The organism is Acidimicrobiales bacterium, assembly GCA_036399815.1.
Classification (GTDB): domain Bacteria; phylum Actinomycetota; class Acidimicrobiia; order Acidimicrobiales; family DASWMK01; genus DASWMK01.
On the sequence record DASWMK010000094.1, the window covers coordinates 26,826 to 45,956 of the forward strand.

General features: G+C 74.9%; 20 protein-coding genes. 8 read left to right on the forward strand and 12 right to left on the reverse strand.

What is annotated here, in order from left to right; translation table 11 throughout:
• The gene (locus tag VGB14_06920; GenBank protein HEX9992639.1) at positions 1-1,200 is read right to left on the reverse strand and encodes a cytochrome P450; all 1,200 of its coding nucleotides are present in this window, start codon (positions 1,198-1,200) and stop codon (positions 1-3) included.
• A 265-nt stretch (positions 1,201-1,465) separates the two neighbouring features.
• On the opposite strand from VGB14_06920, the gene VGB14_06925 reads away from it, so the two are divergent.
• The 4 genes from VGB14_06925 to VGB14_06940 all read left to right on the forward strand — a co-directional run bounded on the left by VGB14_06925 (position 1,466) and on the right by VGB14_06940 (position 3,847).
• On the forward strand, positions 1,466-2,476 hold the full coding sequence (locus VGB14_06925; protein HEX9992640.1) for a hypothetical protein: 1,011 nt from the start codon (positions 1,466-1,468) through the stop codon (positions 2,474-2,476).
• A 56-nt stretch (positions 2,477-2,532) separates the two neighbouring features.
• Entirely contained in the window at positions 2,533-2,661 is a 129-nt protein-coding gene (locus VGB14_06930; GenBank protein HEX9992641.1) for a hypothetical protein, read from the forward strand.
• Positions 2,662-2,761: 100 nt separating this feature from the next.
• A complete protein-coding gene (locus tag VGB14_06935) occupies positions 2,762-3,436 on the forward strand; it encodes a TlpA disulfide reductase family protein (protein ID HEX9992642.1) in 675 nt (224 codons plus the stop codon).
• 18 nt (positions 3,437-3,454) lie between these two features.
• On the forward strand, positions 3,455-3,847 hold the full coding sequence (locus VGB14_06940) for an NYN domain-containing protein (GenBank protein ID HEX9992643.1): 393 nt from the start codon (positions 3,455-3,457) through the stop codon (positions 3,845-3,847).
• 43 nt (positions 3,848-3,890) lie between these two features.
• On the opposite strand, the gene VGB14_06945 is transcribed toward VGB14_06940, so the two are convergent.
• The 7 genes from VGB14_06945 to VGB14_06975 all read right to left on the reverse strand — a co-directional run bounded on the left by VGB14_06945 (position 3,891) and on the right by VGB14_06975 (position 12,078).
• A complete protein-coding gene (locus VGB14_06945; protein ID HEX9992644.1) occupies positions 3,891-4,673 on the reverse strand; it encodes an amino acid ABC transporter ATP-binding protein in 783 nt (260 codons plus the stop codon).
• Complete coding sequence (locus VGB14_06950) at positions 4,670-5,923, reverse strand: amino acid ABC transporter permease (GenBank protein ID HEX9992645.1); 1,254 nt, start codon at positions 5,921-5,923, stop codon at positions 4,670-4,672. Before VGB14_06950 ends, VGB14_06945 begins: the two co-directional genes overlap by 4 nt.
• Positions 5,923-7,089, reverse strand: a complete 1,167-nt coding sequence (locus VGB14_06955) for an ABC transporter permease subunit (GenBank protein HEX9992646.1) — start codon at positions 7,087-7,089, stop codon at positions 5,923-5,925. The genes VGB14_06950 and VGB14_06955 overlap by 1 nt, the downstream gene beginning before the upstream one ends.
• A 9-nt stretch (positions 7,090-7,098) precedes the next feature.
• The gene (locus VGB14_06960; GenBank protein ID HEX9992647.1) at positions 7,099-8,244 is read right to left on the reverse strand and encodes an amino acid ABC transporter substrate-binding protein; all 1,146 of its coding nucleotides are present in this window, start codon (positions 8,242-8,244) and stop codon (positions 7,099-7,101) included.
• A gap of 99 nt (positions 8,245-8,343) precedes the next feature.
• Entirely contained in the window at positions 8,344-8,808 is a 465-nt protein-coding gene (locus VGB14_06965; protein ID HEX9992648.1) for a pyridoxamine 5'-phosphate oxidase family protein, read from the reverse strand.
• 23 nt (positions 8,809-8,831) lie between these two features.
• Positions 8,832-10,403 carry a M14 family zinc carboxypeptidase gene (locus VGB14_06970; protein ID HEX9992649.1) on the reverse strand — a complete coding sequence of 524 codons (1,572 nt, stop codon included), beginning with the start codon at positions 10,401-10,403 and terminating at the stop codon, positions 8,832-8,834.
• A gap of 127 nt (positions 10,404-10,530) precedes the next feature.
• A complete protein-coding gene (locus tag VGB14_06975) occupies positions 10,531-12,078 on the reverse strand; it encodes a M14 family zinc carboxypeptidase (GenBank protein ID HEX9992650.1) in 1,548 nt (515 codons plus the stop codon).
• A gap of 114 nt (positions 12,079-12,192) precedes the next feature.
• Here VGB14_06975 and VGB14_06980 point away from each other — a divergent pair, with 114 nt between their 5' ends.
• The 3 genes from VGB14_06980 to VGB14_06990 are packed head-to-tail and all read left to right on the forward strand — an operon-like array spanning position 12,193 to position 14,758.
• Complete coding sequence (locus tag VGB14_06980; protein HEX9992651.1) at positions 12,193-13,320, forward strand: redoxin family protein; 1,128 nt, start codon at positions 12,193-12,195, stop codon at positions 13,318-13,320.
• Between the two features lie 3 nt (positions 13,321-13,323).
• Positions 13,324-14,037, forward strand: a complete 714-nt coding sequence (locus VGB14_06985; GenBank protein HEX9992652.1) for a cytochrome c biogenesis protein CcdA — start codon at positions 13,324-13,326, stop codon at positions 14,035-14,037.
• 10 nt (positions 14,038-14,047) lie between these two features.
• A complete protein-coding gene (locus tag VGB14_06990) occupies positions 14,048-14,758 on the forward strand; it encodes an HAD family hydrolase (protein HEX9992653.1) in 711 nt (236 codons plus the stop codon).
• Positions 14,759-14,795: 37 nt separating this feature from the next.
• Here VGB14_06990 and VGB14_06995 read toward each other — a convergent pair whose 3' ends face one another.
• From VGB14_06995 to VGB14_07010, 4 genes are all read right to left on the reverse strand, one after another.
• Complete coding sequence (locus VGB14_06995; GenBank protein HEX9992654.1) at positions 14,796-15,281, reverse strand: histidine phosphatase family protein; 486 nt, start codon at positions 15,279-15,281, stop codon at positions 14,796-14,798.
• Positions 15,281-16,021 (reverse strand): ParA family protein, encoded by a 741-nt coding sequence (locus tag VGB14_07000; GenBank protein HEX9992655.1) that lies wholly within the window; start codon positions 16,019-16,021, stop codon positions 15,281-15,283. The genes VGB14_06995 and VGB14_07000 overlap by 1 nt, the downstream gene beginning before the upstream one ends.
• A gap of 4 nt (positions 16,022-16,025) precedes the next feature.
• Positions 16,026-17,558, reverse strand: coding sequence for a CHAD domain-containing protein (locus VGB14_07005; protein ID HEX9992656.1), 1,533 nt, complete (start codon positions 17,556-17,558; stop codon positions 16,026-16,028).
• Between the two features lie 232 nt (positions 17,559-17,790).
• Entirely contained in the window at positions 17,791-18,393 is a 603-nt protein-coding gene (locus VGB14_07010) for a methyltransferase domain-containing protein (protein ID HEX9992657.1), read from the reverse strand.
• A 46-nt stretch (positions 18,394-18,439) separates the two neighbouring features.
• On the opposite strand from VGB14_07010, the gene VGB14_07015 reads away from it, so the two are divergent.
• Positions 18,440-19,000 (forward strand): putative glycolipid-binding domain-containing protein, encoded by a 561-nt coding sequence (locus VGB14_07015; GenBank protein ID HEX9992658.1) that lies wholly within the window; start codon positions 18,440-18,442, stop codon positions 18,998-19,000.
• Positions 19,001-19,131 lie beyond the last annotated feature (131 nt).

Sequence of the window (19,131 nt, forward strand, 5' to 3'; positions counted from 1 at the left end):
TCAGGCCTCCACCGGGAGCGACCGCAGGCCCCGCAGGATGAGGCTGGGCCGCCACGTCAGCTCCTCGGCGGGCACGGCCAGGCGCAGCCGGGGGAGTCGGCGCACCAGCGTGCCGATCCCGATCTGGCACTCCATGCGGGCGAGGGCGGCCCCGATGCAGAAGTGGACGCCCCGGCCGAAGGCGACGTGCCGGTTGCCGGAGCGGCCCACGTCGAGCCGGTCGGGGTCGTCGAACACCGCCTCGTCCCGGTTGGCCGAGCTCAGCACCACCGTGACGAGGTCGCCCTTCGCCACCCGGCAGCCGTCGAGGTCGACGTCCTCCACGGCGTGGCGGTGCAGGGTGGCCGCCGGGCACTCGTAGCGCAGCAGCTCCTCGACCGCCGGGCCGACGAGCGACGGGTCGGCCCGCAGGCGGGCCAGCTGGTCGGGGTGGCGGAGCAGGGCGACCACGCCGCTGCCGATCGTGCACGCCACCGACTCGTAGCCGTCCGCGAGCAGCAGCCACACCATGCCGACCAGCTCGTCGGGGGTCAGGTCGCTGCCCAGCAGGTCGCTCACGAGGCCGTCGTCGGGCCGAGCCCGCTTGGCCGCGAACACGCCGTGGAGGTAGTCGACGATCTCCTCGTTGGCCACCCGGGCCCGGCGCTCGACCTCCTCGGGCGGCATGGGGAAGTCCCCGTCGATGACCACCCGCGACCACTCGCGGAACAGGTCGCGGTCCTCGGCCGGCAGCCCGAGCATCTCGGCGACGACCACGATGGGCAGCGGGAAGGCGTACTCGGTCAGGAGGTCGACCGGCCCCCGGCCCTCGATGGCGGCGGCCAGCTCCTCGGCCAGGGCGGTGACGCGCGGCCGCAGCGCCTCGACGGCGGCCGGCGTGAACGCCCGCCGCACGGTCGCCCGCAGGCGGGTGTGCTCGGGCGGGTCGGTGGTGGTGAGCAGGCGGCCGAGGGGGACGTCGTGGCCGGGCGACCGGTGGCCGTCGACCGAGGCCGGGTCGCTGGCGAAGCGGTCGCTCGACAGCACGTCGACGACGTCCGCGTGCCGGGTGACGAGCCACGACCACCGCCCGTCGGGGAGCTCCACGCGGCACACCGGCGCCGCCGCCCGCAGCTCCCGGTAGATCGGGTACGGGTCGGCGTGGCCGTCGACGGTGAGGAGCGCGGCCGGGTCCGGTCGCCCGCTCGGAGAGCCATCCAAGAGTCGAACCGCCTGTCTCGGGGCCGCTCGCCGGCGAGTGGCGAAGCCTTGCGCGGCCGTTCGGCCGAGGGTAGCGTCCCCGCCGGGGAACACGAAGAGCGCGAGGCCGCGTTCGCACGGTGTTTCTCGGATCGGCGGTTCCGGCGATGCGAGGACGGGCGCAACGAGTGGTGGCGGATCGACGGACAGGCACCCCGGCGACGGCGCCGGTCGGGCCGGGTCCGGACCCGATCCCCACGTGGGCGCGGCGGGACCGTCGTCTCCGATGCAGTCGCACGGACGAGCAAAGGACGACGACGTGGACGAGCACAGCTCGCTGAACGGCGGGACCGGCCTACGGGTCACGAGCATGGACAACCTCCGGCCGCTGGCCGGGGGCGAGGGCTTCACCGTCGTCACCGACGAGCCCCGCCTGGTCGACGAGCTGGCGCGCCACGGGCTCCCCGCGGTGCTCTGGGACCCCGACCTGCGCATGCCCGCCGGCTCCAACGTCGTCGTCGCCCTGTGCCACCGCATGGGCAGCGCCACCATCCGGTCGCAGTTCAGCGACTCCCGGGTGCTCGCCCTGCCCATCCACAGCTTCGACGACAGCCTCGCCGGGATCATGTACACGGTGTCGCTGGTCTTCGCCACCGACTTCGTCGACACCACCAGACGCAACAACGAGTGGATCCGGCTGCTGCGCGACGAGCCCGACGGCGTCCTCGACTTCGCCGGCCCCGGCACCGACCTGCGCTGCACCCTCGGCGAGAACCTCCGCGTCGACACGTCCCTCGACCTCGAGATCGGGCCGGGGGAGTGGGTCAGCGTCGGCAACTACTGCGAGGTGTCGCTCACCCCGTCGTCGAGCACCGACTGGCACAGCTCGTTCGTGATGGACGGCCACGTCGAGGCCGTCGGCGTGCTCGTGGCCGAGGACTCGAGGGCCGGGCAGGACGACACCGCCAAGGCGAGGATCGCCGCGGCGCGCGACCTGCAGGTCGAGATGGTCGAGCGGGGGCCGGTCCGCCTCGAGCTCGAGGACGGCCGCCTGCGCGCCGCCTACCTCGACGGGCGGGACGTCACCGCCGAGATCGCGGAGGCGACCAACCCGTCCTACGAGCTGCACGCCACCGAGCTGGGCCTCGGGACCAACCCCGGCATCGGCCCGCTCGTCGACTGGCGGTTCAACTCCCAGATCAACGAGGGCGTCGGGATGATCCACCTCGGCTTCGGCGAGGGCATCACCGGCGCCCACATGGACTTCGTGGTCGACGGCGTCTCGCTCGCCGGCTGAGGTCCTCCGAGGTCTTCTCGACCACCGAAAGGAGGTGCAACACCTTGCGTAACGTCATGATCGCGGAGCGGTCCTGGACGTCCGACGACCGCGGCGGAGCCGAGAGCAAGTCGGCCGAGCGGGCGAAGGCGACCGACCCCGTGACCGCGTCCTTCCTCAGCTACAGCAACTACACCTCCGGCTGATCACCTCGGTTCGGGGCTTCGACGCGAGGGGCAGCGCGGACCGGATCCCGGCCCGCGGTGCCCCTCGTCGTCGCGTCGGCGCCCGGTAGCCTCCGCCCCGGTGGGTGAGCCGAGCGAGGACACCGAGGTCGACGCCGAGCCCGAGGCCGGGCGGCCGGCGGCCGCCGCGCCCTCGCGGGGCGCCGAGCGGTGGCGGCGGGTCGGGCTCGTGCTGGCCTCGCTCGTGATCGCCACGTCGGCCGCCCTGCTCGCCGCCTCCTACGTGGCCGACGCCACCCGGGACGAGGAGCCGCCGCAGATCACCCTCCAGCCCGAGACCGACCTGGGCGCCGGCGGCGACCTCCTCGGCGCCAACCCGGTCGGCGACCTCGCGCCCGACGCCCCGTTCGAGCGCTTCGACGGTTCGGAGGGCACCCTCGCCGACTACGCCGGCCGGCCCCTCGTCGTGAACTTCTTCGCCGAGTGGTGCGTGCCGTGCCGCGAGGAGCTGCCGGCGCTGGCCGAGGCCGACCGCCGCTTCGGCGACGAGGTCGCCTTCCTCGGGCTGAACGTGCGGGCGTCGGCCGAGTCGGCCCGGGCGATCGCCGCCGAGGCCGGCGTGGACTACGACCTGGCCAACGACGTGGAGGACCGTCTGTTCGTCGGCCTCGGGGGGTCGGTGATGCCGTACACGGTGTTCATCGGCGCCGACGGGCAGGTGCTCGACGTGCACCGGGGTGCCATCACCGAGGACGAGCTGGTCGAGACGATCACGACCGAGCTGCTGCCCGGCTGAGCGGGGGCGGGGCCGGCGGTGGGGACGGTGGTGGTCGACGGCAACAACGTCATGGGCGCGGCGGCCGACGGCTGGTGGCGCGACCGCCCGGCCGCCGCCCGCCGGCTCCTCGCCCGGCTCCAGGCGTACGGGCGGGCGTCGGGCGATCGGGTCGTGCTCGTGCTCGACGTCCCCCAGGCCGACCTGCCCGAGGGCGACGCCGGCGGGGTCGAGGTGCGCTACCCGGCCCGGCGGGGACGCGACGCCGGCGACGAGCGGGTCGTCGACCTGCTCGACGGCGAGCTGGCCGGCGGCGAGGTCGAGGTCGTCACCTCCGACCGGGCCCTGCGGGAGTCGGCGACCGCCCGCCCCGGCGTGTCGGTGACCGGCGCGGGCGCCTTCCTCCGCCGCCTCGACGACCTCGGCTGCTGACCGAGCGGCTCGGCCGCACCCGTTGGCCCGTCGGCGCCGCGGGCTAGAGGATCTGGCTGAGGAAGAGCTTCGTGCGCTCCTCCTCGGGCTCGGTGAAGAAGTGCTCCGGGGTGCCGACCTCGACGATCTCGCCGTCGGCCATGAACACGACCCGGTCGGCCACCTTGCGGGCGAAGCCCATCTCGTGGGTGACGACGATCATGGTCATGCCCGAGCGGGCCAGCTCCTGCATGACGTCGAGGACCTCGGAGATCATCTCGGGGTCGAGGGCCGAGGTGGGCTCGTCGAACAGCATCACCTTCGGCTGCATGGCGAGCGCCCTGGCGATGGCGACCCGCTGCTGCTGGCCGCCCGACAGCTGGCCCGGGTACTTCGACGCCTGCTCGGGGATGCGCACCCGCTCGAGCATCTGCATGGCGATCTCCTCGGCCTTCGCCTTCGGCCACTTGCGGACCTGGCGGGGGGCGAGGGTCACGTTCTCCAGCACCGTCAGGTGCGGGAACAGGTTGAACGACTGGAACACCATGCCGACCTCGCGGCGGATGCCGGCGATGTTGCGGAGGTCGTCGCTCATCTCGGTGCCGTCGACCACGATCCGGCCCCGGTCGTGCTTCTCCAGCCGGTTGATGCAGCGGATCAGGGTGGACTTGCCCGACCCCGACGGGCCGATGACGACGACCACCTCCTGGCGGCCGACGACGAGGTCGATGCCCTTCAGCGCCTGGAAGTCGCCGAACCACTTGTCGACCTGCTCGCAGGTGATGATCGCCTCGCCGGTGCCGCCCGCGACGGTGGCGGCCTCGGTCAGCGCCCTCGTGTCCGTCATCGCTCCCCGATCCCGAGCCGCTGCTCGAGGCGGCGGCTCTCCCTCGACATCGTGTACGACCCGACCCAGAACACGAAGGCCACGAACGGCAGGGTGACGGCGGCCAGGCCCCGGCCCCGGAAGTCCGGCTGCTGGGTGGCCGTCTCGCCGACGGTCAGGATCTCGCGCAGCTGGATGACCTCGAGCAGCGAGGTGTCCTTGAACAGGCTGATGAACTGGCCCACCATCGCCGGGATCACGGCCCGCAGCGCCTGGGGGAGCACGATCCTCCGGGTCGTCGTCGCCGGCCGCAGCCCGAGCGCCTGGGCCGCCTCGACCTGGCCCCGGCCGACGGCCTGGAGGCCGCCCCGCACGATCTCGGCGATGTACGCGGCCTCGAACAGCACGATCGAGATCAGCGCCCGCACGACGAGCCCGGGCGGATCAATCTGGGTCGGCAGGAAGAAGCCGATGAACAGCTGGCCCATGAACAGCAGGGTCACGAGGGGCACGCCCCGGATGAACTCGATGTAGACGACGCACACGGCCCGCACGGCGGGCAGCGACGAGCGCCGGCCGAGGGCGAGCAGCACGCCGAACGGGAAGGCGAGGGCGATGCCGACCACGGTGACGGCCAGGTTGAGCTGCAGGCCGCCCCACCGGTCCCACCCGACGCCGCCGAAGGCGACGAGCACGCCGACGGCCAGGACCAGGCCGACGACCACGATCAGCCAGGCCCGCCCCGCGATCGGGCGGGGGAGGCGGCGGCCGGCCAGCCGGGCGGCCGCGGCGACGGCGAGGGCGGCGGCGAGCAGCAGGACCGGGACGACGGTCTCGACGAGGAGGGCGATGGCGACGAGCAGGGCGCCGATCGGCCAGAAGCGGCGGGCGGCCGTCCACCACGGGGCCCGGGCGCGGGGCCGGTCGCCCACCTCGGCGGCGGCCATGCCCGACGCCGCGCCGATCGTGGCGGCCACGACGAACAGCGACGCCCACGGGCGCCACAGCTGGTCCCTCGGGAAGCTCCCGATCATGAAGGAGGTGAGGTTGCGGCGGACGATCTCCCACTCGGCCGTCACGAACACCCACCGCACGGCCCGGTAGGCGGCCCAGGCGATGACCACGCCCATGACGACGGTGACGACGCCGTTCGCCACCGACGAGAACAGGTTGCGCCGCACCCACTCGCCGGGCGGGAGCTTGGCCGACGGCGGCCCCTCGGGCGGCGCCGGCGGGATCGGCTCCTGGAGGGCGGTGGTCTCGACGGCCATCAGCGGCTCACCACCTGGAGGCGGCGGTTGACGACGTTGGTGAGCGCCGAGATGACGAGCGAGAAGCAGAGGTAGACGCCCATCGTGATGGCGATGACCTGGGGCGCCGGGTTGCCGTTGCCGACCACGATGCGCCCGAGCTGGGTGATCTCCGGGAAGCCGATGGCGACGGCCAGCGACGTGTTCTTCAGCAGGTTCAGGTACTGGTTGATGAGCGGCGGGATGGCGATGCGGAAGGCCTGCGGGAGGACGACGTAGCGGAGGCGCTGGAACTCCGACAGGCCGAGCGCGGTCGACGCCTCCACCTGCCCGCGGGGCACGGCCTGGATCGACCCCCGCACGATCTCGGCGACGTGGCTGGCGGTGTAGGCGACGAGGGCGACGAGCATGGCGACGTAGGCGCCCTTCATGCCGACGCCGCCGGTCACCCCGAGGCCCTCCGCGTCGGGCAGGGTCACCCGCACCGGACCGCCGAGCGCCAGCCAGGCGACGACCCCGAAGGCGGCGACCACGCCGAGCCCCCAGAGGACGCGGTGGTGGGGCCGGCCGGTGGCGTTCCACCGCCTCGTCCGCCACCAGCCGACGGCGACGGCCACGGCCAGCCCGGCCAGCAGGGCGAGCAGGAACGCACCCGTCCCGTCGCCGGCGTCGAGCCAGGCGACGGCCACCTCCCGGTTGGACAGGACGAGGACCCGCCCCACCTCCCGCGCCTCCTGGATGCGGGGCAGGCCGAGCACGACGACCGTGAACGTGAAGATCACGACGAGGACGGGCGGGATGTTGCGCAGCGTCTCGACGTAGAAGGTCGCCGCCTTGCGCACCAGCCAGTTGCCCGACAGGCGGGCGATGCCGACGACCACGCCGAGGATCGTGGTCAGCACCACGCCGACGACGGCGAGCGAGGCGGTGTTGCGCACCCCCACCCGCAGCGCGTCGCTCACGGTCTGGGTCGAGCGGAAGTCCGACCCGGCGATCTGGAAGCCGGCCGGCTGGTCGAGGAAGCCGAAGTCCGTCCGCAGCCCGCGGTTGTGGAGGTTCACCCGCAGGTTGTCGAACAGGTAGTAGAGGAGGCCGGCGACGATGGCGACGAACAGCGCCTGGAGCACGGCCCGCAGCACCCGGACGTCCCGCCACAGGGGCGGCCGGGCGCTGCGGGCGACGGCCACGGGGACCGCCTAGCGGTACGGCGGGGCGTACTGCAGGCCCCCGTCGAGGTACAGCGCGTTCAGCCCCCGCTCGATGCCGAGCGGGCCGATGTTGCGCTCGTAGATCTCGCCGTAGTTGCCGACCTGGCTCACGACCTGCACGACGAAGTCGGGCGGGAGGCCGAGGCCGGGGTCGAACACGGCGTTGTCCTCGCCGACCGGCAGGCCGAGCAGGCGGGCGACGTCCTCGCTGTCCTCACCGGTCTCGTCGGCGATGTTGGTGGAGTCGAGGCCGAGCTCCTCGGCCTGGATCGTGGCCCACACCACCCAGCTGACGACGTCGAGCCACTGCGGGTCGTCGCCCCGCACGGCCGGCGCCAGCGGCTCCTTCGAGAACCGCTCCTCGAAGATCGTCAGCGCCTCGGGGCCGCCCTCGGCGTCCGGCCAGGCCGACCGGATGCCGGCCAGCTGCGAGCCGTCGGAGGTCCAGCCGTCGCACTGGCCCTGGATGAACGCCTCCTGGATGAGGTCGACGTCCTCGAACGACAGCGGCTCGAAGGTCAGCCCGGCCTGGTTGAACCGGGTGGCCAGGTTGAGCTCGGTGGTCGTGCCGGACAGCACGCAGATGGTGGCGCCGTCCATGTCGTCGATCGACCCGAACCCGCTGTCGGCCGCGACCATCATCGCCTGGCCGTCGTAGAACGTGGTCGGGGCGAAGGCCGCGCCCTCGCTGCCGTCCCTCGTCGCCGTGTGGGTGGTGTTGCGGACGAGCACGTCGACCTCGCCCGACTGGAGGGCGGTGAACCGCTCGTCGGCGGACAGGGGCCGGAACTCGACGGCCTCGGCGTCGCCCAGGACGGCGGCGGCGATGGCCCGGCAGTAGTCGATGTCGAAGCCGGAGAACTCGCCGTTCTCGTCGACCACGCCGAAGCCGGGGACGGCGTCGTTCACGCCGCAGACGAGCGTGCCCCGGTCCTGCACGGTCTGGAGGACGTCGCCGCCGCCGGTCTGGACGGTGTCGTCCTCGCCCTCGCCGCCCTCGTCGTCGCCCTGCTGGCCGCTCGGCGCCGCGGTGGTGCCCGACGACTCGTCGTTCGGGTCGTCCTCCTCGCTGCACGCCGCGCCGGCCGTCAGCAGCAACGCCACGACCAGCAGCCGGAACCATCGAAGACGCACGGTTGCCCACCCTTCCGCTCGACGGATGCCCTGCGCCGCGCACCCTAGCCCACACCCCCCGGCGGGTCGGGCGGCCCCGGGCGGGCGCCCGGCCGGCGATCAGTCGAAGCGCCAGCGGGTGGGGGTGCCGGTGAAGTCGGCCTCCTGCAGGGCGATCACGGTCGCCGGGCGGAGGCGGAACGCGGTCGTCGCCGGGTCGAGGGCGACGGCGCCGTAGCGGCCGCCGTACTTCTCGTCGGCGGCCGCGGTGAACGCCTCGAGCTCGTCGCGCGCCGTGATCGCCTCGACCGTCCCGTCGACGACGACCGGCTCGTCCGGGTCGGCCGTCGCCGCCGAGCAGCGGGGGTCGGCGGCCAGGTTCAGCGCCTTGCGGGACCGGGCCGAGCACGACCACTCGAGCGCGCCGCCCCGCCACACGCCCCACACCGGCGACAGGTGGGGGCGGCCGTCCGGCCACCGGGTGGCGACCCAGTAGTCGTGGGACCGGGCCAGGCGCTCCGCGGCCCACGACCACGGGAGCAGCCCGGCGCCCTCGTCGGCGGCGAGGACGCCGTACCCCGGCATGCGGGGCCGGTCGGCCCCCGGGATCACGCCGCCGCGGACGCGCCCGCAGCCGCCGTCACCCGGAACGGGCGCGGGCCGGCGCCGCTGCCCCTGGCCAGGTCGACGGTGACGAGGCCCGAGCGGGCGCCGGCGGGGACGACGGCGGTGATCGTGGCGTCGTCCACGACCGTGAACGACATCGCCGGCACGCCGTCGAACGCGACGCCGACGGCGCCGGTGAAGCCCCGGCCCGTGATCGTCACGGTCGCGCCCGGCGCGCCGCGGCGGGGCGCCACGTCGCGCACCCTCGGGCAGTGCTGGGTCGACAGCCCGGCCGCCCGGTACGGGCAGTCGGCCTGCTCGGCGGCGTAGAGGACCATGTCCCGCACCCGTGCCGTCTGCGGGGCGATGTCCTCGTCGTCGGGGTAGAAGCCCTCGCCGCCGGTCGGGAACATCTCGGTCGTGATCGTGAACACGCGGTGGGCGCCGTAGAGCCAGTCGTCGCTCGTCCCGTCCGTGATGTACAGGTCGCTCGCCTGCTCGGCGGTGTAGCAGCCGCCGCCGGTCGCCCGGCACGTGGTGGCGGCCATGGCCCTCGCCATGGCGACGAACGTGGCGTGGTCGTCGGGCTCCATGTCGGACGGCACGTCGGCGAACGTGTAGCCGTACGGCCAGAGCACGAGCTCGCCGTAGGTGTGGAACGAGATGTTCGTGCGCAGCTGCTGCACGCCGTCGACGACGCGGCCGTCGACGAAGTCGCGGTACGCGGCCGTCTCGGGGGCCGAGAACGCCGACGGGCCGCGGAACGTCTCGCTGCCCGGCTGGGCGCTCGACCCGCCGCAGCAGCCCCACCGGTAGCCGTAGTTGCGGTTCAGGTCCGTGCCGATGGCCGTCGAGCCGGGCGTCGGCTGGCGGTTCTTCCGCCAGAACCGGTAGCTGCCGGTGGCGACGTCGTACTCGCCGCCGTCCGGGTTCACCTGGAACAGCACCCAGATCTCGCGGCTGTCGACGACGGCCGTCACCCTGGGGTCGGACCCGTAGCCGTCGACGTAGGTGTGGAGGATGGCGATCGCCTCCTCCGTCGTCAGGTGCTCCCTCGCGTGGTGGAGCGAGTCGTACAGCACCTCGGGCTCGGCCTCGTCGTCGGCGACGTGGTCGCTGATCTTCACCGCCCACAGCTCGCGGCCCTCGTACGACTGGCCGACGGTGAGCTTCTGCACGATCGACGGGTGGGCGGCGACGGCGGCGTCGATCTCGGCGACCGTCTCCGCGTACGTGTGGAAGCCGCGGTCGGCGAGCGGGAAGTCGCGGGTGACGATGGCGGACGTGGCGTAGCCGAGGGCGCGGATGGCGGCGGCCTCGGACGGCAGCGCCCGGACGACGACCGACGAGGCGCCGACCTGCTCGATCGCCGCGCCCGTGCGGGCGACGGCCGAGCGGGCCTCCCTGGTGGCCACGCCGTCGACCCGGTAGGTCGACGGGGACTCGGCGGGCGCGGCGGCGGTCGACGGGGCCGGCGCGGAGGACGCCGCCGACGGCGACGGGGCCACCGCCAGCAGCACGAGCACGAGGGCGGCCGGCAGGGCCAGGAGGACCGGGCGGCGTCGGGAGGGCATGGCGGGCACCGCCGGGAATGGGGGATCGGGCCGGTGAACGGTAGCCGGTCCCGGGGCGGGTGGCACGGGTGGGGGCGGGCCGGCGTCGCCGCCGACCGGCCCGCCCCCTCCGTCGTTCAGCCGGCGATCAGCCGGCCGCCGCCACCTGGAACCCGGCCGGGCTGGTGCCCGTGCCCTTGGCGTTGTCGACCGTCACCCGGCCGGCCCTCGCGCCGGCGGGCACGACGGCCCGGATCTGGGAGTCGGACACGACCCGGAACGACGCCGCGGGGACGCCGTCGAAGGCGACCGACGTGGCGCCGGTGAACCCGCGCCCGCTGATCGTCACCGTCGAGCCCGGCGCCGCCGCCGTGGGCGACACGCCGCTCACGGCCGGGCAGTACGTGCCCTGGAGGTTGGCCGCCCGGTACGGGCAGTCGGCCAGCTCGGCGACGTAGAGCACCATCTCCTGGACCCGCGCCGTCTGCGTGGCGATCTGCTCGTCGGGCGGGTAGAAGCCGGGGTTGCTGTTCTTCGGGTACATCTCGGTCGTCAGCGAGAAGATCCGGTAGGTGCCGTACATCCAGTCCTGGCTGCTGCCGTCGGTGATGTACAGGTCGCTCGACTGCTGGGGCGTGTAGCACCCGTAGGTCGACGAGCACGTCGAGTTGGCCATGTACTGGCCCATGGCGACGAACGTCTGCCGGTCGGCCGAGGTCATGTCCGACGGCACGTCGGTGTACGTGTAGCCATACGGCCAGAGCACGAGCTCGCTGTAGGTGTGGAAGCTGATGTTCGTGCGGATCTGCTGCACCCCGCCGATCACCCGGCTCTGCACGAAGCTGCGCACCCGCTGGGTCTCCGGGGCCGAGAAGGCGGCCGAGCCGCGGTAGGTCTCGCTGCTCGGGCTGCCGCTCGAGCCGCCGCAGCACCCCCACCGGTAGCCGTAGTTGCGGTTCAGGTCGGTGCCCACGTAGGTGCTGCCGCTGTTCGGCTGGCGGTTCTTGCGCCACGACCGGTAGGTGCCGCTCGAGATGTCGTACTCGAGGCCGTCGGGGTTGAGCGCGAACACGAGGTACAGCTCGCGGCTGTTCACGATGTTCGTGACGCGGGTGTTCGTGCCGTAGTTGTCGGCGTAGAGGTGGAGGATGGCGATCGCCTCCTCCGTGGTGAGGTGCTCCCTCGCGTGGTGCAGCGCGTCGTAGAGGACCTCGGGCTCGGCCTCGTCGGTGGCGACGTTGTCGCTGATCTTCACCGCCCAGATCGTGCGGCCCTGGTACGACGTGCCGAGGCTGATCTTGCGGACGATCCCGGGGCGGGCCGCGACGACGGCGTCGATCTCCGAGCTGATCTCCGCGGTGTTGTGGTAGCGGGAGTCGTAGGTCGGGAAGTCGCGGGTGGCGACGGCCGTCGGCGAGAACCCGATCGAACGGATGGCCCGTACCTCGTTCGGCATGGCCGTGATCACGACGTAGTTGCGGCCGACCTCGTCGATCGCCGCGCCGGTCCGGGAGATGGCGGTCCGCTGCTCCCTGGTCGACACGCCGTCGATGCGGTACGACGCGGAAGTGGAGGCCGATGCCTCGGTGGCGGCGGACCCGCCGGCCGAGGGTGCGGTCACCGTGGCGGCGAGTGCCGCGAGGATGAGGGGGACGACGAGGAGGACGACCCACTTGGGTCTACCGAGCAGCTTCATGGTCACCGCCGAGGGATCAGCCGTTGGGGAGCGGAAGCGTAGGCGATCTTTCGAAAGCGTGAACGGTCCGCCACGGTGAGCGCGAACGATCACGAGCGGTGGCACGCTGGCCGGGTGCCCGTCGACGACCACGTCGCCGACCGGGTCGACCTCCCGCCCCTGCCGCCGGCGCCGACCCCCCGCCCGCCGTGGGCCTACCTCGTCGCCGCCGTCGCCCTCGTGGCCCTGGCCGTCGGCGCCGTCGCCGTGGCCGCCAGGGTCGACCCCGGCGAGCTCGCGGGCCGGGTCGACCCGCAGGACCTCCCCGTCGGCGAGCCCGTCCCCGCGCTCCACGTCGAGGGCTGGCTGAACTCGCCGTCGCTCGGCGCCGCCGACCTGGTTGGCCGGGTGGTCGTCTACGACTTCTGGACCTACTCGTGCGTGAACTGCGTGCGCACCCTGCCCCACCTGCGGGCGTGGTGGGACCGGTACCGCGACGACGGGCTCGTGATCGTCGGCGTCCACTCGCCGGAGTTCGACTTCGAGCGCGACCACACCAACGTGGCCGGCGCCGTCGAGCGGCTGGGGGTGACGTGGCCGGTCGCCCTCGACGACCACCACGCCGCGTTCGACGCCTTCGACAACCACTGGTGGCCGGCCAAGTACGTGGCCGACCGCGACGGCCGCCTCCGCTACCGCCACATCGGCGAGGGCGCCTACGACGAGACCGAGGACGTGCTGCGCGAGCTGCTCGGCGTGGACCCGTCGTCGCCCAGGGCGGCCGGGCCCGGAGGTGCCGATCCGGCCCCGCCCACCGAGGTCATCACGCCCGAGACCTACCTGGGGACCTCCCGCGGGCGGGCCGGCGCCACCTTCGGCGAGCGCGACTACCCCGACCCCGGCGAGCTCGGCGTCGACGAGGTCGCCCTGGCCGGCCGGTGGGCGGCCGACGCCGAGCGGGTCCGGTCGCTCGAGCCGGGCGCCTCGATCGTCCTGCGCTACCGGGCCGCGGAGGTCAACCTCGTCCTCGCCGCCGACGGCGACGGCCCGGTCGACGTCACCGTCGAGGTGGACGGGCGGCCGGTCCCGGCCGACTGGCGGCCGGACGGCGTCGCCGCCGCGCCGGACGGGTCGACCGCGGTCACCGTCACCGTGCCCGACCTCTACCGCCTCGTCCGCTCGCCCGAGGTCGGCGAGCACACCATCCGGCTCACCGCGCAGGGCGCCGGCGTGTCCGCGTTCGCGTTCACGTTCGGGGGCTGAGGCGTGGTCGCCGACCTCGTCGCCCTGTTCGGCGCCGGCGTGGCGTCGTTCCTCGCGCCCTGCCTCGTCCCCTTGCTGCCGGCCTACCTCGGGATGGTGGCCGGCGAGGCGGCCGACGCCCGCACGCCGGCCAGGGCCGTGCCGGCGACGGCGGTGTTCGTGCTCGGGTTCGCGCTCGTCTTCGCCGGCCTCGGGGCGGCCGCCGGGCTCGTGGGCTCGTCGCTCGGCACCGTGCAGGACGCGCTCGAACGGGGCGGTGGGGTCGTCGTCGCCGTGCTCGGCCTGTCCCTGCTCGGCGTGGTGCGGGGCCCGCTGGCTCGGGAGCGCCGGCTGCTCCCGACCGTCCCCGACCTGCCGGGGCGCCTCCGCCCGCTGCGCCCGCTCGTGATCGGCGTGGCCTTCGGGGCGGCGTGGACGCCCTGCGTCGGGCCGCTGCTCGGCGCCGCGCTGACCGTCGCCGCCCGCTCCGGCCAGGCCGGCCGGGGCGCGCTCCTCCTCACCGCCTACGCGCTCGGCATCGGCGTGCCGTTCCTCGTCGCCTCGCTCGGGATCGCGTCCTGGCCGTCGCTCGGCGCCCGGCTGCGGCGGGTCGGGCCGGTCGTCCAGCGGGTGGCCGGCGGGCTGCTCGTCGTCCTCGGCGTCCTCCTGGCCACGGGCGCCTACCGCCACCTCACGTCGTACCTGGCTCGGTTCACGCCCGCCGTCGCCGGTCTCTAGCCTCGGCGCCGTGTTCGACGTGATCGGGCTGGACGGCGACGACACCCTCTGGCACAACGAGGCGCTCTTCTCGATGACCCAGGAGCGCTTCGCCGCCCTGCTGGCCGACTACGTCGAGCCGGCCGAGCTGGCCCGCCTCCTGATCGAGACCGAGCGGCGGAACCTCGTCACGTTCGGCTACGGCGTCAAGGGGTTCACGCTGTCGATGATCGAGACGGCCATCGAGGTGTCGGACCGCAAGGTCGGGGCCGAGGAGATCGAGACGATCCTGGGGTTCGCGCGGGACATGCTCCGCCACCCCGTCGAGCTCCTCGAGGGGGCGCGGGCGGCGGTCACGGAGCTGGCCGAGCGCCACCGGCTGGTGCTCGTCACCAAGGGCGACCTGTTCGACCAGGAGAGCAAGGTCGCCCGCTCCGGGCTCGGCGAGCTGTTCTGGCGCATCGAGATCGTGAGCGAGAAGGACCAGGGCACCTACCGGCGGCTGCTCGAACGGTGGCGGGTGGCGCCCCAGCGGTTCTGCATGGTCGGCAACTCGCTGCGGTCCGACGTGCTGCCGGTGGTCGCCGTCGGCGGCACCGGCGTGCACGTGCCCTACCCGCTGCTCTCCGGGCTGGAGGAGGCCGACCCCGACGAGGCGGCGAAGGGCGGCTGGCACGAGGTCGGGTCGCTCGCCGAGGTGCCGGCGCTGCTCGACCGGCTGGCCGCGGCGGGCGCGGCGTAGCCGTCGGGCGGGGGCGGTCGCACGGCCGGGCGGCCGGCTACGGGGGGTCGAGCAGGCGGGGCGGGACGAGCCAGGTCAGCGAGCCCCCGCCCACGACGGCGTCGGTCCAGCGCTCGAGCTCGATGCGCACGAGCGTGCCGGTCGGGAGGCGCACGGCCGCCCCGGTGAGCGACTCGACGACGGCGGACCAGGTCGGCTCGTGGCCGACGAGCAGCAGCGACGTCGTCGACGGGTCCTCGGCCCGCACGAGGGTCAGCACCGACTCCGGCCCCCTGCGGTACAGCTCGCCCGCCACCCGCACGGGGCACGGCCAGCGCCCGGCCTCGACGGCCAGGTCCAGGGTCGTCCTGGCCCGCTCCGCAGGGGAGGTGACCGCCATGTCCGGCACGGCGCCGATGCGGGTGAGGAACAGGCCGACGGCCTTCGCCGCCCGCCGGCCCCTGGCCGTGAGCTGCCGGTCCTCGTCCTTCGTCCCCGCGTCCCAGTCCGACTTGCCGTGGCGGAGCAGGAGGAGCGCGGGCATCAGCCGGCCCCCTGCACTTCGCGCCACAGCTCCTCGTACGCCGCGGCCGCCCGGCTCCTCGGCGCGAACACGGGCACCGGCGCCCGGTGCAGGCCCATGCGTTCCACCTCCGTCGACGATGGCACCGCGGATTGCAGTACCCCGGGGCGGGCCCCGGGGAGCGTCGCCATCACCTCCCGGTGGAGCCGCTTGCGGCGGTCGGCCATCGAGAAGAAGGCGAGCACGGCCGGCCCCTGCGCCCGCCCGCCGTCGAGGAAGGCGTGGAGCTGGTCGAGCGTGCGCAGGGACAGGGTCGTGGGGACGAGCGGGACGAGCAGGGTGGCCGCCGCCCGGAACACGCTCTCGGACACGAGCGAGATGCTCGGCGGGCAGTCGAGCAGGACGACGTCGTACTCGTGGCGCAGCGGCGCCAGCAGGCGGGCGAGCCGGGCGCGGGGCTTCTTCGCCCCGTCGAGCTCCAGGTCGAGGTGGCGGTAGGAGAAGTCGGCCGGGAGCAGGTCGAGGCCGTCGAAGTCGGTCCCCTTGATGGCGTCGCCGAGGTCGCGCCGGCCCCGCACGAGGGCCGAGCCGCCGCCCTTCACCCTCGGCTTGACCCGGAACAGCCACGTCGCCGCGCCCTGCGGGTCGAGGTCCCACAGGAGGGTCCTGGCGCCGTCGCGGGAGGCCAGGTAGGCGAGGTTGACGGCCGCCGCCGTCTTCCCCACGCCGCCCTTGATGCTGTAGGTGGCGAGGACCCTCACCGCGTCACCCCGCCCTCAGCAGGCGGTCGGCGCGGCGGCGGGCGGCGGGCGCGTCGAAGGCGGCGAACACCGTCGCGAACTCGGCCCTCGCCCGCTCGGACCGCCGGCGCAGGTCCTGGACGAGCATCCCGATGGCCATCACCGTGCCGGCGCCCACGCCGAGGCGCATGAGGTCGTCGCCGGCGCCGCGCAGCCACTCCTCCTGCACCTGGAAGTCCTGGAACCGGCCGAGGTTGTCCTGGAGGACCTTCAGGTCGGCGACGGCCGGCCCGGGGTCGCCGGGCAGCGCCGGCCCCAGCAGCTCGAGCAGGTAGCGCAGCTCCTTGCCCCGCTTGCGCAGGTCGTGGAGGCTCTCGGCGGGCGACGAGTCGTCGATGGCCCGGCCCAGGCGGCGCACCCGGCGGTCGGCCCGGCGCACCCGGTCGACGGCGAGCGCGCCGATCGGCGCCCCCGCCTCGGGGCCGAGGGGCCCGGCGGCGGCCGGGTCGGCCAGCACGCCCCGCCACCACCCGGTGAGCTCCCGCCAGCGCCGGGACCGCAGCACGCGGGTGAGGTCCCGGCGGGCGGCCTCGCGGCGGTCGCGGAGGTGGGCGACCAGCGGCGCGAGGTCGGCGGCCGCGTCCTCCGGGAGGCGGGCCGCGGCGGCGGCCAGGTCGACGAGGTGGACGTCGAGGTCCCGCACCGGGCCGGTCACCTGCTGGGCCCACCGGAACCCGTCGGCGGCGGTGGCGAGGACCGCGTCGGGGAGCACGCCGCGGAAGGCCCGCACGGCGGTGCGGGTGCGGCGGACGGCGACCCGGAGGTCGTGGAGGAACTCCGGGTCGACGTCGCCCCTGGTGCCCTCCTCGTTGGCCTCGACCACGTCGAGGAGGGCGGTGAGGACGGCCGTGGCGCCGGCGACGGCCGGGGTGGCCGGGTCGAGCGGCACCCGCACCTTCGAGGAGTAGTCGCCCGGTCGCCGGCCGGCGGCGGCCAGCGCGGCGCGGAGGACGTCGTCGGCGGACGGCTGCAGCCCGAGGTCGTCGACGAGGGCGCGGGCCACCCGCTCGAGCGGGCGGTCGTAGCCCCGGACGGGCAGCAGGCGGACGCGGTGGCCGATCGGCTCCCGCCCGGCGACGTCGCGGTCGACGGCGATCCTGGCGACCGTCTTCTCGTCGTCGTCGAGCACCCGGAGGACGGTCGTCGTCGTGCGCACCTTGGCCACGGGGAGCAGGGCCCGGACGTCGAGCACCGGGCCGAGCGCGTCCCGGACGGGGCCGTCGGGGAGGTCGCCGGCCAGCCGCAGGCCGGGCGGGGCCGGCGCCGTCGCCCGCTCGTCGCCCTCGGCCGTGCGCCACACGAGCCGGGCGCCGGTGCCGTCCTCCTCGACCTCCAGCACGCCGCCGGCCCCGTGCACGCGCCAGTCGAAGGTGTCGTAGAACGTGCGGCGCCGGCTGACAGGCCGCTCGGCGACGACCGGCAGCGCCTGTCGCAGCGCGGCGACGAGGTCCTCGGTGGAGGTCCCGTCGGGCACGGCGAAGCGGCGCGGTGGAGCCATAGGCCAACCGGCGACCCTAGCCGGATGCGGTCACCGCCGATGCTGCCGCCGCCGCGGGGTGCGAGGCGCGGGCAGGGGTGGTGTGGTGTGTCGGCCGGCGCGCCGTGGCCGGTCGCCGTCTCGGCGCCGGCGCGTGTCGCCGTCGGCGGTGCGCACGTGCCGGCCGTTGCCAACGCGCCGAGCGACCCTTCGGCGCCTCGCCGGCCCATCGGAGGCGCGCCAGCCCTGGCCGTCAGGCGAGGCGGGTGGCGAGGGCGAGGTAGCGGTCGTCGCCGTCGTCGACCGGGCCGGGGTCCCAGCCGGTCGACCGCAGGAGCCCGGGGAGGCGGGACGGGTCGCGGGGGTCCTCCGTCGACGGCTCGCCGCCGTGGCGGGCGGCCAGCGCCCGGCGCCCGATCGGGTGGAACAGGGCCAGCCGGCCGCCCGGCCGGGTGACGCGGCCCAGCTCGGCGAGGCCGGCGACCGGGTCGGGCAGGTGGGGTAGGTAGCCGGCGGCGAGGACGGCGTCGACGGACGCGGCCGGCAGCGGAAGGCGGAGGCCGTCGGCGAGGACGAGCCCGCCGCCGCCCGGCCCGCCCCGTCCCCGCCGGGCGGCCTCGGCCAGCATCTCGGGGGTGGCGTCGACGGCGACCACCGTGCCGTCCGGGCCGACGGCGGCCCGCAGCGCCGGCACGGCGCGACCCGTGCCGCAGCCGGCGTCGAGCACGGTCGCGCCCCGGGGCGGGGCGAGGTCGGCGACGGCCCGCTCGTAGGCCGGCTCGTCGCCGGGGAAGCGCTCGTCCCACCCGGCGGCGCGGGGGCCGAAGAACGCCCGGGTCTCGTCGACGTGGTCGATGGCGCGAGCATGCCCGGCCGGCGCGGCGCCGTGGGACGATGCCGGCGTGGCCGCCGCCGTGCACGTGTGGGTCGGCGAGGACGGGCCGAGGAGCGAGGCGGCGACGGTCGACGTCGACCGGGGGTCGGGCGTGCTGCGGGCGGCGGTGACGGTCGCCTGGTTCGGCCCGGAACCGTGGCGGCTCGACTACGAGGTTTCCACCCACGCCGGGTACGCCACGGCCGGGGTCTCGTTGGTGGTGACCCGCCCGGGCGCGCTGCGCCGGTTGGCGCTGGTCGGCGACGGCGCCGGCGCCTGGGAGGTCGACGGCCGCCCGGCGCCGGCGCTCGACGGCGCGCTCGACGTCGACGTCGGCCTGTCGGTCGTCGCCAACGCCCTGCCCGTGCTGCGGTGCGGGCTGCTCGCCCCCGAGGCACAGGTGGTCGACCTCGGCGTCGCCCGCGTGGCCGTGCCCGACCTGACCGTCGAGCGCGACGAGCAGCGGTACGAGCCGCTCGGCGGTGGGCGGGTCCGATTCCGTTCCGGCGGGTTCTCGGCCGAGCTGACCGTCGACGCCGACGGCCTCGTCCGCCGTTACCCGGACCTGGCGGTTCGCGTCGGCCGGTAGCCGGCTTCGTCGCCGGGCCGTGCGCGCTGCCCACCCGGACGACCGCCGGCCGGCAGCGAGCTCATCGGTGACCCGGCCCGCCCCGGGCAGTCGGACGATCGTGCGCCGCCTGGCCGCGGGGCGGGCGGTGG

Excerpts from the sequence above, each read along its gene's own strand:
- VGB14_06975 (HEX9992650.1), bottom strand. The coding sequence starts at position 12,078 with ATGAAGCTGCTCGGTAGACCCAAGTGGGTCGTCCTCCTCGTCGTCCCC.
- VGB14_06930 (HEX9992641.1), top strand. The coding sequence starts at position 2,533 with ATGATCGCGGAGCGGTCCTGGACGTCCGACGACCGCGGCGGAGCCGAG.
- VGB14_06950 (HEX9992645.1), bottom strand. The coding sequence starts at position 5,923 with ATGGCCGTCGAGACCACCGCCCTCCAGGAGCCGATCCCGCCGGCGCCG.
- VGB14_06965 (HEX9992648.1), bottom strand. The coding sequence starts at position 8,808 with ATGCCGGGGTACGGCGTCCTCGCCGCCGACGAGGGCGCCGGGCTGCTC.
- VGB14_06925 (HEX9992640.1), top strand. The coding sequence starts at position 1,466 with ATGCAGTCGCACGGACGAGCAAAGGACGACGACGTGGACGAGCACAGC.
- VGB14_06970 (HEX9992649.1), bottom strand. The coding sequence starts at position 10,403 with ATGCCCTCCCGACGCCGCCCGGTCCTCCTGGCCCTGCCGGCCGCCCTC.
- VGB14_06995 (HEX9992654.1), bottom strand. The coding sequence starts at position 15,281 with ATGCCCGCGCTCCTCCTGCTCCGCCACGGCAAGTCGGACTGGGACGCG.
- VGB14_06945 (HEX9992644.1), bottom strand. The coding sequence starts at position 4,673 with ATGACGGACACGAGGGCGCTGACCGAGGCCGCCACCGTCGCGGGCGGC.
- VGB14_07005 (HEX9992656.1), bottom strand. The coding sequence starts at position 17,558 with ATGGCTCCACCGCGCCGCTTCGCCGTGCCCGACGGGACCTCCACCGAG.